13 protein-coding genes are annotated in these 16,371 nt (G+C 68.4%); 6 read left to right on the top strand and 7 right to left on the bottom strand.

Annotated elements, in window-relative coordinates; translation table 11 throughout:
• Window position 1: 1 nt before the first annotated feature.
• From ACW9UL_RS21650 to ACW9UL_RS21680, 7 genes are read right to left on the bottom strand one after another with little or no spacing between them, the layout of a single operon-like run.
• Complete coding sequence (locus ACW9UL_RS21650; RefSeq protein WP_457788245.1) at window positions 2-1,336, bottom strand: beta-xylosidase; 1,335 nt, start codon at window positions 1,334-1,336, stop codon at window positions 2-4.
• The gene (locus ACW9UL_RS21655; RefSeq protein ID WP_457788246.1) at window positions 1,326-2,516 is read right to left on the bottom strand and encodes a glycosyltransferase; all 1,191 of its coding nucleotides are present in this window, start codon (window positions 2,514-2,516) and stop codon (window positions 1,326-1,328) included. The genes ACW9UL_RS21650 and ACW9UL_RS21655 overlap by 11 nt, the downstream gene beginning before the upstream one ends.
• On the bottom strand, window positions 2,516-4,507 hold the full coding sequence (locus ACW9UL_RS21660) for an exopolysaccharide transport family protein (protein ID WP_457788247.1): 1,992 nt from the start codon (window positions 4,505-4,507) through the stop codon (window positions 2,516-2,518). The genes ACW9UL_RS21655 and ACW9UL_RS21660 overlap by 1 nt, the downstream gene beginning before the upstream one ends.
• Before the next feature lie 18 nt (window positions 4,508-4,525).
• On the bottom strand, window positions 4,526-5,296 hold the full coding sequence (locus tag ACW9UL_RS21665; RefSeq protein ID WP_457788248.1) for a polysaccharide biosynthesis/export family protein: 771 nt from the start codon (window positions 5,294-5,296) through the stop codon (window positions 4,526-4,528).
• A gap of 31 nt (window positions 5,297-5,327) precedes the next feature.
• Window positions 5,328-6,239: a glycosyltransferase family 2 protein gene (locus ACW9UL_RS21670; RefSeq protein ID WP_457788249.1), complete on the bottom strand. Its 912-nt coding sequence runs from the start codon at window positions 6,237-6,239 to the stop codon at window positions 5,328-5,330.
• Window positions 6,239-7,696 carry a mannose-1-phosphate guanylyltransferase/mannose-6-phosphate isomerase gene (locus tag ACW9UL_RS21675; RefSeq protein WP_457788250.1) on the bottom strand — a complete coding sequence of 486 codons (1,458 nt, stop codon included), beginning with the start codon at window positions 7,694-7,696 and terminating at the stop codon, window positions 6,239-6,241. The genes ACW9UL_RS21670 and ACW9UL_RS21675 overlap by 1 nt, the downstream gene beginning before the upstream one ends.
• Window positions 7,696-9,129: an undecaprenyl-phosphate glucose phosphotransferase gene (locus ACW9UL_RS21680; RefSeq protein WP_457788251.1), complete on the bottom strand. Its 1,434-nt coding sequence runs from the start codon at window positions 9,127-9,129 to the stop codon at window positions 7,696-7,698. Before ACW9UL_RS21680 ends, ACW9UL_RS21675 begins: the two co-directional genes overlap by 1 nt.
• Window positions 9,130-9,575: 446 nt before the next feature.
• Between ACW9UL_RS21680 and rfbB the strand changes: the two genes are divergently transcribed.
• The 6 genes from rfbB to ACW9UL_RS21710 are packed head-to-tail and all read left to right on the top strand — an operon-like array spanning window position 9,576 to window position 16,176.
• A complete protein-coding gene (rfbB, locus tag ACW9UL_RS21685; RefSeq protein WP_457788252.1) occupies window positions 9,576-10,637 on the top strand; it encodes a dTDP-glucose 4,6-dehydratase in 1,062 nt (353 codons plus the stop codon).
• Window positions 10,638-10,649: 12 nt separating this feature from the next.
• Window positions 10,650-11,516: a glucose-1-phosphate thymidylyltransferase RfbA gene (rfbA, locus tag ACW9UL_RS21690; protein WP_457788253.1), complete on the top strand. Its 867-nt coding sequence runs from the start codon at window positions 10,650-10,652 to the stop codon at window positions 11,514-11,516.
• A gap of 2 nt (window positions 11,517-11,518) precedes the next feature.
• Window positions 11,519-12,067, top strand: a complete 549-nt coding sequence (gene rfbC, locus ACW9UL_RS21695; RefSeq protein WP_457788254.1) for a dTDP-4-dehydrorhamnose 3,5-epimerase — start codon at window positions 11,519-11,521, stop codon at window positions 12,065-12,067.
• Window positions 12,064-12,927 (top strand): dTDP-4-dehydrorhamnose reductase, encoded by an 864-nt coding sequence (gene rfbD, locus ACW9UL_RS21700; RefSeq protein ID WP_457788255.1) that lies wholly within the window; start codon window positions 12,064-12,066, stop codon window positions 12,925-12,927. The genes rfbC and rfbD overlap by 4 nt, the downstream gene beginning before the upstream one ends.
• 52 nt (window positions 12,928-12,979) lie before the next feature.
• Window positions 12,980-14,794: a sensor histidine kinase gene (locus ACW9UL_RS21705; protein WP_457788256.1), complete on the top strand. Its 1,815-nt coding sequence runs from the start codon at window positions 12,980-12,982 to the stop codon at window positions 14,792-14,794.
• A complete protein-coding gene (locus ACW9UL_RS21710; RefSeq protein ID WP_457788257.1) occupies window positions 14,791-16,176 on the top strand; it encodes a sigma-54-dependent transcriptional regulator in 1,386 nt (461 codons plus the stop codon). Before ACW9UL_RS21705 ends, ACW9UL_RS21710 begins: the two co-directional genes overlap by 4 nt.
• Window positions 16,177-16,371: the final 195 nt, after the last annotated feature.

The raw sequence follows: 16,371 nt of genomic DNA on the forward strand, positions 1-16,371 counted from the left end.
CTCACCACACCAGCAACTGCAGGCTGCTCTTGAGCGGCACGGTCAGGCGCTTGCCGTCGCCGCGCAGTTCGCGCTGCTCGCCGCTCAGCGGGTCGTGCAAGCTGGCGCTGGCCACCCCGGGCAGGGTCAGCTGGCGACCGCTGGCGCTCCAGAACATCCACAGCTGCTTACCGTCGGCACGGGTCCAGGCGATGCTGTAGAGATCCTTGGGCATCTCCTCGACCTTGGGCGGATCGCGCGGTTCGAGCCTGGGCCCGGTCACGGCGAAGAAGTTCTTCAGCGCCTGGAACACCGGCTTGGGCTGCCCCTCGAGATCGAGCAGTCCGTACTTCTGGTCGCGCGGCCCGGCCATGGCCGGCAGGTCGGCGAGGTTGAACAGGAAGCTGCGATCGAAATCCAGCGCGCTCATCAGTGCCAGCCGGCGCAAGGTGTAGTCGGCCTGGCCGGCGGTGCCGATGATCGCCTGCATTTCCTTCGGCCCGGAATAGCTCGACCAGCCCCACTCGGTGGCCCAGATCTGCTTGATGCTGTGCATGCGCAGGGCCTTGTTGATGAAGCGCACGCGGGCGAGAAAATCGCGCGCGGCGACGTCGTCGCCTTCCGGCTCCTCGGTGTAGGGGTGGTAGGCGACGATCAGATCGCGCTTGGCCAGGCCCTCGTCGAGCAGCAGCTTGAGCATCAGCTCGTTGTTGGTGTAGGGCATCTGGCTGAAATAGGCCATGCCGGCGGTGGCCACCGGCATGTCGGGGTAGCGCGCCTTGATCGCCTCGGCACTGGCGAACAGCAGCTGCGCATAGGCCTTGGCATCTTCCTTCGGGCGCCAGTAGGGGTAGATGTTCGGCTCGTTCCAGATCTGCCAGACGCGAAAGTCGGGGTAGCGCTGGATGAACTTGAGCAGGCTGTCGATATACAGCTGCGGATTCTTGGGCGGGTACTGGTCGACGTGCTCGGCACCGGGCGGCGCGCTGCTGGCGAAGGGCGCCGAGCCGGCGAGGAACCCCACGGGTTTCAGGCCATGGCGACGCATCGACGCGGCGGCGGCGTCGAAGGCGACCAGGTTGAACTGGTCCTTCTGCGGCTCCAGCAGGGCCCAGTGCATGGCGATGCGCACCCACTCCAGGCCCAGGTCCCTGACCGCCTGCATCTGCCGCTCCTGCACCTCGACCGGGTAGAAGTGGAACTGGGCATTGACCCCCAGGTGCTCGCTCCACACCAGCGTATGCGGTCCACGCAATTCGGTGACCTCGGCCTCGGCGTTGCGGCTGAGCAGGACGGCGCCGGCCAGCAGCAGCGCCAACAGCAGCGACGGCAGCCAGACTATGGGTTTACGCCACATCGGAAGTACCTCGCTGCAGGGCGGTGAACAGGTGCAGAAAACGCGCGGCGGTGTGCGGCCACTGGCGTGCCTGGCCGATACGCTGCGCATGATCGGCCCAGCTCTGGGCGAGCTGCGGCCGTTCGCACAGCTCGCGCAGACGCTGCGCCAGGGCGGCGCTATCGCCCTGCGGGAAGATCGCGCCATTGCCGGCGGCCACCTCCTCGGCGAAGGCGCGCGCATCCGAGGTGATCGCGCCACGCCCGCAGGCGGCGGCCCAGGACAGCGCACCGCTGGTGCCGCGCATGGCGCCGAGCAGGGCGAGCTTCTTCGACTCGCGATAGGGCAGCAGCATCACATGATGGGCCTGGATCAGCCCCGGAATCTGCTCGGCCGGCACGTCCAGCGCCCAGTCGACGGCGTCGCCCAGGCCCAGCTCGGCGATCCGCCCGCGCAGTTCGTCGAGGTAGCTGCCGCCGGGGCCGAAGGCCATCTCCGGGGCGCTGCCGCCAGCCAGGGTCAGGCGCCAGGCGCCGGCCAGGGCGGGCGCAGCGCGCAGCATGGCGGCGAGCGCCTCGAGCAGGTCCTCGATGCCCTTGCCGCGATAGATGAAGCCGAAGTACAGCAACTTGAGCGGTTGCAGCGGCGGCAGTGGTGCCGCCGGGATGACCGGGTTGCCGTGGGCGATCACCCGCACCTTGCCCGCGCCCAGGCGCATGCGCCGGCGCAGGTGCGCGCCGCCGGTTTCGGTGAGGGTCACCAGTGCATCCAGTTGCGCCGCCAGTTGCCGCTCTTCGCGCAGGCACAGCGGATCGGCCAGCACGGTCGCGGCCTGCGGCGCCGGTGCCGGCAGCCGCTCGGCCAGCGACAGCGGCCAGGGCAGCCGGGCGCGGCGCCAGACCAGGCGCTCGGGGTCATGCACCGTGGCGCTCAGCGGCAGGCGCGGAAAACGCCGGCGCAGCTCGCGCAGCGCGGCGAACTCGGCCAGGCGGCCGCCGCCGAGCTCGCCGTGGACCAGGTCGATGCCGCTCCAGTCGAAGGCGGCGATACGCGCCAGCGCCTGGGCCGGGTCGTTGCCGACGCCGGCCAGCGGCGTCGCCACCTCGACGCCGAGGTCCTGCAACGCCGTGCGGAAATTCGCCGCATAGTCGGCGATGCCGGTCTGTTCCGGCGGCATCGGCGCCAGCAGGGCAATGCGCATCAGGCCAGGCTCCGCAGGCGCGAGACCAGGTTGAGCACCGAGTAGGGCACCTCGAAACGGCGGCGATTGACGATCACGCCGTCGACCTTCTTGAACGCCGAAGTGAGGATGGTGAGCGCGTTCGACACCACCGGAATGGTGCTCTGCCGCGCCTCGATCACCATCACGATCATGTCGGCATGGCGCAGGGCGACGAAGGCGTCCTGATTGCTCAGCAGCGCGCTGGCTTCCAGCAGCACCACCTCGCCCGGCTTGGCCGGTGCCTCGCCGCCCAGGCGTACCTGATGGCCGCGCTCGCCGATCAGCCGGGCGAGGTGCTGGATGACGAAGCTCACGCCCTCGCCCTTGCGTGCCGAGGTCAGGGCCAGCACCAGGCCCTGCTGCTCGATCTGCGCCAGCGGCAACTGCGCATAGAGCCGATAGATGCTGGCGAGGAAGGCGCTGGAGGGCGCCTCGCCGCTCTCCAGCTCCTGCAGGGTGGTCCACAGCGGCACGCCGAAGCGGCTCTCGACATGGCCGCCGTCGTGGATGCGCTGATCCAGCAGGTAGCAGATGTACAGCACCAGCAGCCCCACCATCAGGCCGGCCGGCAGCGCCAGGGCGATCATCAGCAGGCTCTTGGGGAACACCCGCGACGGGTTGAGCGTGGCTTCCTCGATGATCGCGATGTTGCTGATGCTGCTGTCATCCAGCTCGCGGTCGATGCGCGCCTTTTCCAGGCTCTCGGCGTACAGCACATAGTTGCGCTCCTCGGCGGCCAGGGCGCGCTGCAGCTGGGCCAGCTGCGGCTCGGTGGCCATGGCCTTGCTGCGCTCCTGCTCGAGGGCGGCCAGCTGGTTTTCCTGGCGTTTGAGCTGGGCCTTGAGGCGGGCGACATCCGCCTGCTGGTCGAGGTAGTTGCTCTGCAGGCGCTCGGCCACCGGATTCGGCGCGCGGTTCTCCGAGCTCTGCACGGTCGGCGGTTCGCTGGCGGCCAGCTGCTCCAGGTAGGCGATGCTCTGGTCGATGGTTTTCACCGGCGGTGCCTGCTCGGTGAAGGTGCGCAGCAGATCCTGGCGCTCGGCGCGCTTGTTGTTGAGCAGCTGCAGGACGTGCTGATGCGCCGGATTGAGCGACATCTCGCGCACCGTGCGGATCTCCGCCGGCAGCGCCTTGATCTGCCGATCCAGGGTGGCCAGGCTGTCCTCGGTGGCGGCGATCAGGCGCTGCGAATTGAAACGGTCGGTGCGCAGTTGGTCGATCCGCTCGGACAGGTTGCCCAGACGGTCGGCGATGTTGATCGCATCGATGCTCTCCAGCTTGTCGATGATCTGCTGCTTGAGGCGGTTGATGCTGCTCTCGCTGGTCTTGAGCTGCAGGTCGTAGAACTCGTACAGGCTCTTGCGTCCCAGGGCGCGGGTGCGCTCCTGCAGGTAGATGTCCACCCAGCTCTTGACCACCGCCTGGGCGACCGCGGGATCGTCCCAGACGAAGCTGATCTCCATCACCGCCGAGCCGCCGGCATGGCTGACGCTGAAGCTCTTCTCCAGTTTCTTGGCCAGACGTTCGACCGGGGTCTGCTCCTCGGTCAGGCCGAGCAGTTGCAGGATGCTGCGCAGAAAGTCGATGCAACCGGCCCAGCCCAGGCGCAGCCAGTGCTTGATGGTGGCGAAGAAGCCCTGCGGCGGCGGCGCGTTGGCGATCACCTCGAGGTAATGCTCGGCGACCTGGCGGATGATCGGCCGGCCGGTGAGCAGGCGCTCCTCGTCGACTATGGGGTCGCGTTGGGTCGCCGGCAGCACCAGCGCCTGGCGGTCGGCCACCTCGATCGGCAGGGTATTGCTGTCGCGCCCGGGCTTGACCAGCAGGCGCGCGTTGGACTCGTAGGAGGCCGGCAGGAAGAAGGCGCCGAGCACGATCATCAGCAGGGTGACGCCGACGGCGACCTGGAACTCGCGCTTGAAGATGAAGAACAGGCGCAGCAGGTCGCGGAAGGTGCGAATTTCGATCATGGAACTGTCCCTGTCTGCTCAGTCGTTGTTGTTCAGGTCGTAGTTGAAACCGACGCCCAGCGTTTTCACGAACGGGATCAGCTGGTTCATGTACAGCTCGACGCCCTCCACCCGGTTGCCGATGCCGGACTTGGGCACGAAGACCACGTCGCCGCGCTGCAGCGCCACCGCCATGCGCCCCTCGATGCCGCCGTGCATCAGCTTGGCGTAGTCGATGAAGTAGGTCTTGTACTGCCCCTCCTCGTCCATGCGCAGCAGCGCCACGTTGCTGCTGTCGGCATCGATCATGATGCCGCCGACACCGATGATCGCCTGCTCCAGGGTCGGCGCCGCGGGGAACGGCAGCGGCTGCGGATTGCGCACCGAACCGCCGACGAACACCGTGTTGCCCGGCGACTGGTTGATGTTCACCGTCACCCGCGGCTCCTGGTAGTAGGCGGCCTGGCGCTCGCGGATTTCCTCGGCCAGTTGCGCCGGCGTCTTGCCCACGGCCTTGACGGTGCCGATGAAGGGGTACTGGAAGGTACCGTCGTTCATCACCGTGTACAGCGTCAGCTCGTAGATCGAGTTGGCGGTGAAGGCCGAGATGCTCGGCATCTCGCCGCTGGTGCGGACGATACGCAGGGTGTCGCCGGCGCGAATGCGCTCCTCCGCCGGCGGCAGCTTGGCCAACTGCTCGGCGGCGGACTTGCCGGCGTCGACCCGGTCGTCGTCCGGCAGCGGAATCACCGCGGGCGTGTTGCAGCCGGCGAGCCAAACTAGGCACAAGGCGAGGGTCAGGCGCTTCATGAGTGGCGCTTCCTTTTCACAGACATGAGGGTTACTTCCAGTAAGCGGGGAACATGCTCAGGCGACGCTTGAGCGCGGTCGACAACCAGGATTCGTAGCCACCGAGGCGGTAGCCGGCGTATTTGCACAGGGTACGCAGCAGCACTTCCGGCAACCGGTGCAGGGCACCGGCCTCGCGCAGCGCGGCGATCTCGGCCAGCACGTAACGCCTGCCCTCGCCTCCGGCACTGCCAAATGCGTGCCGAATCCAGCGCTCGCGCCCGTAGAACACGCCGATATCGAAATAGCGGCGAAACTCCTCCAGCAGGCGGTAATCGTGGGAATGCTGCACCTCGGCGTCGGCGGCGTAGCGTACCGCGTAGCCGGCCAGCAGCAGCTTGGCGGCGACGTAGGCGTCCTCGCTGCCGATCACGTCCTCGGGAAAACCGCCGACCGCCTCGAGGGCGTCGCGCCGGTAGACCGAGCAGGAGTCGGAGCTGAAGCAGGTCTTGATGCCCAGTTCGGCGGCATCGCGCAGGCGTTTGCTGCGGCTGTGCGGCGGATAGTTGAAGCGACGCGCCTGGGCGGCGAGCAGGCCGGCGTCCGGGTGCGGCAGCTGGCGGCCGTAGGCCACGCCGATATCCGCCTCGCTGTGCAGGTTGGCGACGAGGCGGGCGAAGGTCTCGGGGTCGGCCGGGATGGCGTCCTGGGTCAGGTAGATCAGCACGTCGGCGGCGACCTGCTGGCTGGCCCAGCGCCGCGTGCCGCCGTGGTTGAACCGTGCCGGGTCGATCGCCTCGACGCGTGCACCGGCCTGGCGCAGGCGCGCCACCGTGTCGTCGTGCGAGGCGCTGTCGACCACCAGGAACTCGTCCGGCTGCAGGCTCTGCGCAGCCAGCGCCGGCAGCAGCCGATCCAGGTGGGCGGCGGCGTTGCGCGTGGGAATGATCAGGGCGACGGCCATCAGCTGAGCGGCTCGGCGAGCGGCACCCGGCCGTAGATGTCGGTGAAGCGCACGATGTCGTCCTCGCCCAGGTACTCGCCGCTCTGCACCTCGATCATCACCAGGTCGATGACCCCGGGGTTGACCAGGCGGTGGCTGTGGCCGGCGGGAATGAAGGTGGACTGGTTGGTGTCGAGGAGGAAATCGCGTTCGCCGTTGACCACCCGCGCCATGCCGCTGACCACTATCCAGTGCTCGCTGCGGTGGTGATGCATCTGCAGCGACAGCGACTCGCCGGGGCGCACCACGATGCGCTTGATCTTGAAGCGGCGCCCCTCCTCCAGCACCGTGTAGGTGCCCCAGGGCCGGCTGACGGTGCGGTGCAGACGATAGGCCTCGTGGCCGCGCTGCTTGAGCTCCTGGGCGATGAACTTGACGTCCTGGGTGCTGCCGGCGTCGGCGATCAGCAGCGCGTCGGGGGTGTCGACCACCACCAGGTCGCGCACGCCGACCGCACCGACCAGGCGGTGCGGCGAGTCGATGTAGCAGTTGCTGACCCGGTGCAGCACCGCCTCGCCGTTGACCTGGTTGCCCGCGGCATCGGCCGGGACCAGCTCGCGCAGCGCCTGCCAGGAACCGATATCGCTCCAGCCGAGGTCGCAGGGCACCACCGCCACCTTGGCCGAGCGCTCCATCAGCGCGTAGTCGATGGAGATGTCCTGCACCTGGGCGAAGCTCTGCCCGTCCAGCTCGCACTGCCAGCCCTGCGCCCCCTGCGCCGGATGGCTGCGCGCCAGGCAGCGCTCGACCGCCTCCAGCAGCTCCGGCGCATGGGCGCGCAGCTCGGCCAGCACGGCATCGGCGCGGAAACAGAACATGCCGGCGTTCCACAGGTGGCGGCCGCCGTCGAGGTAGGCCTGGGCGGTGGCCGCATCGGGCTTCTCGACAAAGCTGGCGACGCGGCTGCCGCCGTCGCTCAGCGCCTCGCCCTGCTGGATGTAGCCGTAGCCGGTCTCGGCATGGCTGGGGCGAATGCCGAAGGTCACCAGCCAGCCCTCGCTGGCCAGCACGCGCGCCTGCTCGATGGCGGCGACGAAGGCGGCCTGGTCGCGGATCAGGTGATCGGCCGGCAGCACCAGCAGCTGCGCCTGCTCGCCGTACTGGCGGGCCACGTGCAGGGCGGCGGCGGCGATGGCTGGTGCGGTGTTGCGCCCCTGCGGCTCGAGCAGGAAATCCAGGGCCAGGCCGCCCGCGTTCAGCGGGCGGTAGTCGTCCAGGGTGCGAAACAGCAGGTCGCGGTTGATCACCGTGAGCAGCTGGCCGACGCCGTCCAGCCCGGCGACCCGCGCGAAGGTCTTCTGCAGCAGGCTGCGCCCATCGGCCAGACGCATGAAGGGTTTCGGCATGGCCTCGCGCGACACCGGCCACAGGCGGGTGCCGGCGCCGCCGGCGACGATGCAGGGGATCAGCGCATTCATCAGTAGGCCTCACGAGTGAAGATGACCGCCGGCAGGGTGCGGAACAGGATGTACAGGTCGAACCATACCGACCAGTTCTCGATGTACTGCAGGTCGTACTCGACGCGTTTCTCGATCTTCTCCAGGGTGTCGGTCTCGCCGCGGTAGCCGTTGATCTGCGCCCAGCCGGTGATGCCGGGCTTGACCCGATGGCGCGCGGTGTATTCCTTGACCGCGTCCTCGAACAGGATGCCGGCCGCCTTGGTCGCCGTGGCGTGCGGGCGCGGACCGACCATCGACATGCTGCCGAGCAGCACGTTGAACAGCTGCGGCAGCTCGTCGAGGCTGGTCTTGCGGATGAAGCGCCCGACCCGGGTGATGCGATCGTCGTCGCGGGTGGTCTGCCGCTCGGCGTTGGCGTCGGCGCGGTCGCAGTACATCGAGCGGAACTTGAACACCTCGATCAGGCGGTTGTTGTAGCCATAGCGCTTCTGCCGGAACAGCACCGGCCCGGACGAGTCGAGCTTGATCGCCAGGGCCACCAGGACCATCAGCGGCAGCGCCGGGATCAGCGCCAGGCTCGCCAGCAGCAGGTCCTCCAGACGCTTGATCAGCGGCGACCAGCCATCCAGCGGGCGCTCGGATACGTTGAACATGGGCAGCCCGCCCACCTCGGTGATGCGATTGCGCGCATGGCGGAAGGCGAGCATGTCCGGCACCAGCAGCACGTTGACCGGCAGCTTGCGCAGCTCGTGGACGATCTGGCCGATGCGGTTTTCCGCCGACCAGGGCAGCGCCACCAGCACCTGGGTCACCCGCTCGCGGCGAATCAGGCGCTCCAGGTCGCGGCTGTTGCCCAGCAGCGGCAGTCCGGCCAGGGTCTCGGGCATGCGGCCGATGCGGTCGTCGATAAAGCCGATCAGGCCGGAACGAATGTCGCAGTGGCGCGCCATGAACTCGGCCAGGCGCACGCCGTTCTCGGTGCCGCCGAGAATCACCGCGCTCTGCAGGAACTGGCCGCTGGCGATCCAGCGACGGAATAATGCCAATAGCAGCAGGCGCTCGACGCCGAACGCCAACAAACTGACGGCAAACCAGAGAATCAGGAAGTGCCACTCCATGAAGCTGAACATGGCCAGTGCCTGGTGCATGAACAGCAGCAGGCAGAACGCCGCCGACCAGGCGAAGAACATCATGCGAAAGCGCAGCAGGTTGCTGAAGATCTCTTCCGAGTAGACCCCCAGTGCCTGGAACATCACCACCGTCAGCCCGCCGAAGAACAGCAGCACCGTGGCATAGCTCTGCGTCAGCCCGGACTCGCTCGACAACCAGAACAGCAGCAATAGACCCGGCAGCGCCGCGGTGAAGCCGTGCACCAGGCGCATCACGGCCAGGAAGTATTCGACAAACCCGGGGCGCGCCAGTAGCGAGTTACCGACCGTGAGCTGCCGCATGGATGATTACCCCCGCCACATTTTCCGTTGATGCCCCGCCCACAGGCGTCAGAAAAAAGGCAGTAGAAAATATTCGCACTCGATGGAACGACGGAATGCCGTCGCCCCTAGTTATGGCGCGACTAAACCATTTTTGTGATGGCATTTCAACATCCAGGCGACGCCTCGTCCCAGTTAAATATTGACGCCATAAAAACAGCAGAAACGAGCGCGCCAATTGAGCGCGTATATCCAGGCTCCACGCGGCCTGCGAGCCGATCCGCCACTCGCAAATGCAGTAGCGACTGGTGTACAAATTGCGCCAACGTAACGGCCGAGCCCCAGTTCCCCGAGAGTGGACACGAGAAGAGCGAAAGGTCGTCGCGCAGCCCCCGCGCCGACGCGGTTGCCTTATCATCTGCCCCCAACAGGCCTGTCCCACCATTCATTCGCCAAGGGCACTTTCCATGCGCATCCTGATCACCGGCGGCGCCGGCTTTATCGGCTCGGCTCTGATCCGTCATCTGCTGCAGCACACCGAGCACCAGGTGCTCAATCTCGACAAGCTGACCTATGCCGGCAACCTGGAGTCGCTCGCCGAAGTGGCCGCCAGCCCGCGCTACCGCTTCGTCCAGGCCGATATCGCCGACAGCGCGCAGGTGGCGCAGACCCTGGCCGAGTTCCAGCCGGACGCCATCATGCACCTGGCCGCCGAATCCCACGTCGACCGCTCCATCGACGGTCCCGCCGCCTTTATCCAGACCAATATCGTCGGCACCTACGCCCTGCTGGAAAGCACCCGCGCCTACTGGCTCGGCCTGAGCGAGGAGCGCAAGGCGGCCTTCCGTTTCCACCATATCTCCACCGACGAGGTCTACGGCGACCTGCACGGCGTCGACGAGCTGTTCGTCGAAACCACCCCCTACGCGCCCAGCTCGCCCTATTCGGCGAGCAAGGCGGCCTCCGATCACCTGGTGCGCGCCTGGCAGCGCACCTACGGCCTGCCGGTGCTGATCACCAACTGCTCGAACAACTACGGCCCCTACCATTTCCCCGAGAAGCTGATCCCGCTGATGATCCTCAATGCCCTGGCGGGCAAGCCGCTGCCGGTGTACGGCAACGGCCAGCAGGTGCGCGACTGGCTCTACGTCGAAGATCACGCCCGCGCCCTGCTCAAGGTGGTGAGCGAGGGCCGGGTCGGCGAGACCTACAACATCGGCGGCCACAACGAACAGAAGAACCTCGACGTGGTGCAGGCCATCTGCGCCCTGCTGGAAGAGCTGGCCCCCAGCAAGCCGGCTGGCGTGGCACGCTACGCCGACCTGATCACCTATGTGCAGGACCGTCCTGGGCACGATCTGCGCTACGCCATCGACGCCGGCAAGATCCAGCGCGAACTGGGCTGGGTGCCGCAGGAAACCTTCGCAAGCGGTCTGCGCAAGACCGTGCAGTGGTACCTGGCCAACCTCGACTGGTGCCGCCGCGTGCAGGATGGCAGCTATCAGGGTCAGCGACTCGGCGCACTCTAAGGAGCAGGAACAATGAAAGGCATCATCCTCGCCGGCGGTTCCGGCACCCGGCTGCACCCCATCACCCTCGGCGTGTCCAAGCAGCTGCTGCCGATCTATGACAAGCCGATGATCTACTACCCGCTGTCGGTGCTGATGCTCGCCGGCATCCGTGAGATCCTGATCATCTCCACCCCGGAAGACCTGCCCAACTTCCAGAAGATGCTCGGCGACGGCAGCCCGTTCGGTGTCCACCTGCAGTATGCCGAGCAGCCCTCGCCGGACGGCCTGGCCCAGGCCTTCCTGATCGGCGAATCCTTTATCGGCGACGATTCGGTGTGCCTGATCCTCGGCGACAATATCTTCCACGGCCAGCACTTCACCGAGATGCTGCTGCGCGCCGCCAGCCATGACAGCGGCGCCACGGTGTTCGGCTACTGGGTCAGCGACCCCGAGCGCTTCGGCGTGGTGGAGTTCGACGCCGCCGGCAACGCCCTGTCGATCGAGGAGAAGCCGAACCAGCCGAAGTCCAGCTACGCGGTCACCGGTCTGTACTTCTACGACAACGACGTGGTGCGCATCGCCAAGGCGGTCAAGCCCTCGCCGCGCGGCGAACTGGAGATCACCGACGTCAACAACGCCTACCTGGCGCGCGGCGACCTGCGCGTGGAGCGCTTCGGCCGCGGCTTCGCCTGGCTCGACACCGGCACCCACGACAGCCTGCTGGACGCCTCGCAGTACGTGCAGACCATCGAGCACCGCCAGGGGCTGAAGGTCGCCTGCCTGGAGGAGATCGCCTACCAGCACCGCTGGATCGACCGCGAGCAGCTGCTACGGCGCGCCAAGGCCTTCGGCAAGACCGGTTACGGCCAGTACCTGTACAAGCTGGCGGAGGAATGAGCATGCACGTGATCCAGACCCGTCTGCCCGAGGTGCTGATCCTCGAGCCCCAGGTGTTCGGCGACGAGCGCGGCTTCTTCTACGAGAGTTTCAATGCCCGCCGTTTCGCCGAGGCCACCGGGGTGAGCCGCGACTTCGTCCAGGACAACCATTCGCGCTCGGCGCGCGGCGTGCTGCGCGGCCTGCACTACCAGCTGCAGCAGGCCCAGGGCAAGCTGGTGCGGGTCAGCGCCGGCGAGGTCTACGACGTGGCGGTTGACCTGCGCCGCAGTTCGCCGACCTTCGGCCAGTGGGTCGGCGCGCACCTGTCGGCCGAGAACAAGCGCCAGCTGTGGGTGCCGGAAGGTTTCGCCCACGGCTTCCTGGTGCTCAGCGAGTATGCCGAGTTCCTCTACAAGACCACCGACTACTACGCCCCGGCCCATGAACGCTGCATCCGCTGGGACGATGCCAGCCTGGCCATCGACTGGCCGCTGGATGGCCTCACCCCGCAACTGTCGGCCAAGGACCAGCAGGGCCTGAGCCTGCAGGACGCCGAGACCTTCCCATGAAGATCCTGATCAGCGGCCACACCGGCCAGGTCGCCCGCGAACTGCAACTGGCCCTGCAGGGGCATGAACTGCTCAGCCTGGGTCGCCAGGCCTTCGACCTGGCCCGCCCGGCCAGCCTGCGCGAGATCATCCTGCGCGAGCGCCCGCAGCTGCTGATCAACGCCGCCGCCCATACCGCGGTGGATCAGGCCGAGCAGGAGCGCGAGCTGGCCTTCGCCATCAACGCCGAGGCCCCCGGCGTCATGGCGCAGGCTTGCGCCGAGCTGGGTATACCGCTGCTGCACTACTCCACCGACTACGTGTTCGACGGCAGCAAAGACGCGCCCTACGTCGAGAACGATGCGCCCAATCCGCTGGGCGTGTACGGCGCCAGCAAGCTGGCCGGCGAACGGGCGGTGGCGGCCAGCGGCTGCGACCACCTGATCCTGCGCACCAGCTGGGTCTACTCGCGGCACGGCAAGAACTTCCTGCTGACCATGCAGCGCCTGCTGCAGGAGCGCGACCAGCTCAGGGTGGTGGCCGACCAGATCGGCGCGCCGACCTGGGCCGGCAGCATCGCCGCCGCTACCGCCGAGCTGATCGCGGCCTGGCAGGCGGGCAACCGCCACTGGGGCACCTACCACCTGAGCTGCCAGGGCGAGACCAGCTGGTTCGGCTTCGCCCAGGCCATCGGCGAACGCCTGCGCGCCGCCGGCAGGCCCTGCGCCGAGCTGCTGGCGATCCCTTCCAGCGACTACCCGACGCCGGCGCGTCGGCCGCTCAACTCGCGCCTGGACGGCAGCAAGCTGGCGCGCGACTGGCAGGTGCGCCTGCCCGCCTGGCAGGCGGCGCTGGACGCCTGCCTGCAACGCGCGGACTGAAGGCGCCCGACGGAATGTGCATAATGCGCCGATCATCCCGGCGCAGTTTTCCATGAGCACGACCCCCGCCTCCCCGCGACGCCCCCGCTGGCGCAGCCTGCTGCTGCTGGCGCTGCTGCTCGCGCCGCTGCTGTGGCCGGTGCACTACCTGGCCGAGCGTTACTACCGCGAGGTGCTGATCGAGCAGAACCGGCAGACCCTCGACCTCTACGTCGCCAACCTGCTCGGCACCCTGCGGCGCTACGAGGTGCTGCCGCAGATCCTCGGCGACCTGCCGGGGCTGCGCGCCGCCCTGCATGCCCCCGACGACCCCGCCGTGCTGGACAGCGCCAATCGCCTGCTGACGCGGGTGCGCGAGCAGACCGGCGCCGACGTGATCTACCTGATGACCCCGCGCGGCGTCACCCTGGCCGCCTCCAACTGGGACAAACCGGACAGCTTCGTCGCCGGCAACTTCGCCTTCCGCCCCTACTTCCGCGAGGCGCTGGCCGGGCGCCTGGGGCGCTTCTTCGGCCTCGGCACCACCTCCGGCAAGCGCGGCTACTACTTCGCCTACGCGGTGCGCGAAAACCAGCAGAACATCGGCGCACTGGTGGTCAAGGTCGACCTCGACCACACCGAAACCCTGTGGGGCAACACCCCGGAACAGCTGCTGGTGACCGACACCAACGGCGTGGTGATCCTCACCTCGCGCCCGGACTGGCGCTTCCACGCCAGCCGCCCGCTGGATCGCGTCGAGCAGGCCGCCATCGCCGCCAACCAGCCCTACCCGACCCAGGCGCCGCCGGCGCTGAACCTCGACCCCGGCGCCTGGCTGACGCAGAGCCGCGTACTGGAGGAAACCGGCTGGACGGTGAGCATCCTCGCCCCGCGCATCCTCCTCGACCGCCCGGTGCGCAGCGCCGTGGCGGTCGGCGCCGCCGCCCTGATGGCACTGCTGCTGCTGCTCGGCCTGCTGATGCAGCGTCGTCGCCACTACCTCGAACGCATCGCCCTCGACAGCCGCGCCAAGGCCGAACTGGAGCAGCGCGTGGCCGAGCGCACGCACGACCTGGAGTTGCTCAACAGCCGCCTCAAGCAGGAGGTGCTGGAACGCGAACAGGCGCAGCAGGAACTGGTGCGCGCCCAGGACGAGCTGGTTCAGGCCGGCAAGCTGTCGGCCCTCGGCACCATGAGTGCAAGCATCAGCCACGAGCTCAACCAGCCGCTGGCGGCGATCCGCAGCTACGCCGAGAACGCCGCCACCCTGCTCGACCACCAGCGCGGCGAGGACGCCCGCGCCAACCTCAAGCTGATCAGCGAACTGACCGAGCGCATGGCCTCGATCATCGCCCACCTGCGCGCCTTCGCCCGCCGCGACCGTCACGCTCCGGAACGGGTGGCCCTGCAGCCGGCGCTGGACGACGCCCTGGCGCTGCTGGCCAAGCGCCGCCGGGCGATGGACGTGGAGCTGATCCGCGACCTGCCAGATGCCACCCTGTGGGTCCAGGCCGGCGAGACGCGCCTGCGCCAGGTGCTCGGCAACCTGCTCGGCAACGCCCTCGACGCCCTGGTCGCCAAAGCGCCGCCGCGACGCATCTGGATCAGTGCCCGGCAGCAGGACGACCAGCTCGAACTGCTGCTGCGCGACAATGGCCCGGGCTTCTCCGCCGAATCCCTGGCCCGCGCCCGCGAACCCTTCTTCACCACCAAGACCAGCGCCCAGGGCCTGGGGCTTGGCCTGGCCATCTGCGACAGCCTGATGCGCGCCCTGGGCGGCGAGCTGCTGCTGGCCAACCACCCGGACGGCGGCGCCCTGATCACCCTGCGCCTGCGCCTCGCCAGCCCCGGCGTCAACCTGCAACCCCCGGAGGACCCCTCGCCATGACCAGCGACAGCGCCATCGACAGCCGCACCCAGGTTCTGCTGATCGACGACGACGCCCACCTGCGCCAGGCACTCAGCCAGACCCTCGACCTGGCCGGACTCAAGGTGCTCAGCCTGGGCGACGCCCAGGGCCTGGCCGCGCGTATTCCGGCCGGCTGGCCGGGGGTGGTGGTCAGCGACATCCGCATGCCCGGCATCGACGGCCTGCAGCTGCTCGCCCAGCTGCACGAGCGCGACGCCGAGCTGCCGGTGCTGCTGATCACCGGCCACGGCGACGTGCCGCTGGCGGTGCAGGCGATGCGCGCCGGCGCCTACGATTTCCTGGAAAAGCCCTTCGCCAACGACGACCTGCTCGACAGCGTGCGCCGCGCCCTCGATCTGCGCCGCCTGGTGCTGGACAACCGCAGCCTGCGCCTGGCGCTGACCGATCGCCAGCAGCTGGCCGGGCGCCTGGTCGGCCAGTCGCCGGCGATGCAGCGACTGCGCGAGCAGATCGGCGCACTGGCCGGAATCGCCACCGACGTGCTGATCCTCGGCGAGACCGGTGCCGGCAAGGAGGTGGTGGCGCGCGCCCTGCACGACCTGTCCAGCCGCCGCGACGGCCCCTTCGTCGCCATCAACGCCGGCGCCCTGGCCGAGTCGGTGGTGGAAAGCGAGCTGTTCGGCCACGAGGCCGGCGCCTTCACCGGCGCGCAGAAGCGAAGGATCGGCAAGTTCGAGTTCGCCAACGGCGGCACCCTGTTCCTCGACGAGATCGAGAGCATGAGCCTGGACGTGCAGGTCAAGCTGCTGCGCCTGCTGCAGGAACGGGTGGTCGAACGCCTCGGCGGCAACCAGCTGATCCCGCTGGACATTCGCGTAATCGCCGCGACCAAGGAAGACCTGCGCCAGGCCGCCGATGCCGGACGCTTCCGCGCCGACCTCTACTACCGGCTGAACGTCGCGCCGCTGTCCATCCCGCCGCTGCGCGAGCGCGGCGAGGACGCCCTGCTGCTGTTCCAGCACTTCGCCGAAGGCGCCACCGCCCGCCACGGCCTGCCGCCCCGCGAACTGCAGCCGGGACAGCGCGCACTGCTGCTGCGCCACCCCTGGCCGGGCAACGTGCGCGAGCTGCAGAACGCCGCCGAGCGCTTCGCCCTCGGCCTGGAGCTGGCCCTGGACAGCAACGCGCCGAACCTGCCGCCGGTCAGCGGCGGCCTCGGCGAACAGGTCGAAGCCTTCGAGCGGGCACTGATCGCCGCCGAACTCAGCCGCCCTCACGGCTCGCTGCGCAGCCTGGCCGAGGCCCTCGGCCTGCCGCGCAAGACCCTGCACGACAAACTGCGCAAGCACGGCCTGCATTTCTCCGGCGCTGGCGGAAGCTCGCCAGAGGACTTCGACTGACTGGCGAGAAACCGCCAACGCCAGCCTCGCCCACCGCCATTTGCAGCCGCCGGCCGCCGTCGCCGGCCGCTGGCGCAACGCCAGACAGGCCCCTGACCACGGGCCCTGGCGCCTTCCCCCCGACTTACCGCGCGATCGCCTACGGCAGCCTGGCACAAGGGTTGCTCTAGGCAATGCCCAAGCGAACCCACAAGT

It is taken from the genome of Pseudomonas sp. PL-6, assembly GCF_054110165.1.

What these genes read in the sequence shown, in the direction of transcription:
- ACW9UL_RS21650 (WP_457788245.1), bottom strand. Translation starts at nt 1,336, where the DNA reads ATGTGGCGTAAACCCATAGTCTGGCTGCCGTCGCTGCTGTTGGCGCTG.
- ACW9UL_RS21655 (WP_457788246.1), bottom strand. Translation starts at nt 2,516, where the DNA reads ATGCGCATTGCCCTGCTGGCGCCGATGCCGCCGGAACAGACCGGCATC.
- ACW9UL_RS21660 (WP_457788247.1), bottom strand. Translation starts at nt 4,507, where the DNA reads ATGATCGAAATTCGCACCTTCCGCGACCTGCTGCGCCTGTTCTTCATC.
- ACW9UL_RS21665 (WP_457788248.1), bottom strand. Translation starts at nt 5,296, where the DNA reads ATGAAGCGCCTGACCCTCGCCTTGTGCCTAGTTTGGCTCGCCGGCTGC.
- ACW9UL_RS21670 (WP_457788249.1), bottom strand. Translation starts at nt 6,239, where the DNA reads ATGGCCGTCGCCCTGATCATTCCCACGCGCAACGCCGCCGCCCACCTG.
- ACW9UL_RS21675 (WP_457788250.1), bottom strand. Translation starts at nt 7,696, where the DNA reads ATGAATGCGCTGATCCCCTGCATCGTCGCCGGCGGCGCCGGCACCCGC.
- ACW9UL_RS21680 (WP_457788251.1), bottom strand. Translation starts at nt 9,129, where the DNA reads ATGCGGCAGCTCACGGTCGGTAACTCGCTACTGGCGCGCCCCGGGTTT.
- rfbB (WP_457788252.1), top strand. Translation starts at nt 9,576, where the DNA reads ATGCGCATCCTGATCACCGGCGGCGCCGGCTTTATCGGCTCGGCTCTG.
- rfbA (WP_457788253.1), top strand. Translation starts at nt 10,650, where the DNA reads ATGAAAGGCATCATCCTCGCCGGCGGTTCCGGCACCCGGCTGCACCCC.
- rfbC (WP_457788254.1), top strand. Translation starts at nt 11,519, where the DNA reads ATGCACGTGATCCAGACCCGTCTGCCCGAGGTGCTGATCCTCGAGCCC.
- rfbD (WP_457788255.1), top strand. Translation starts at nt 12,064, where the DNA reads ATGAAGATCCTGATCAGCGGCCACACCGGCCAGGTCGCCCGCGAACTG.
- ACW9UL_RS21705 (WP_457788256.1), top strand. Translation starts at nt 12,980, where the DNA reads ATGAGCACGACCCCCGCCTCCCCGCGACGCCCCCGCTGGCGCAGCCTG.
- ACW9UL_RS21710 (WP_457788257.1), top strand. Translation starts at nt 14,791, where the DNA reads ATGACCAGCGACAGCGCCATCGACAGCCGCACCCAGGTTCTGCTGATC.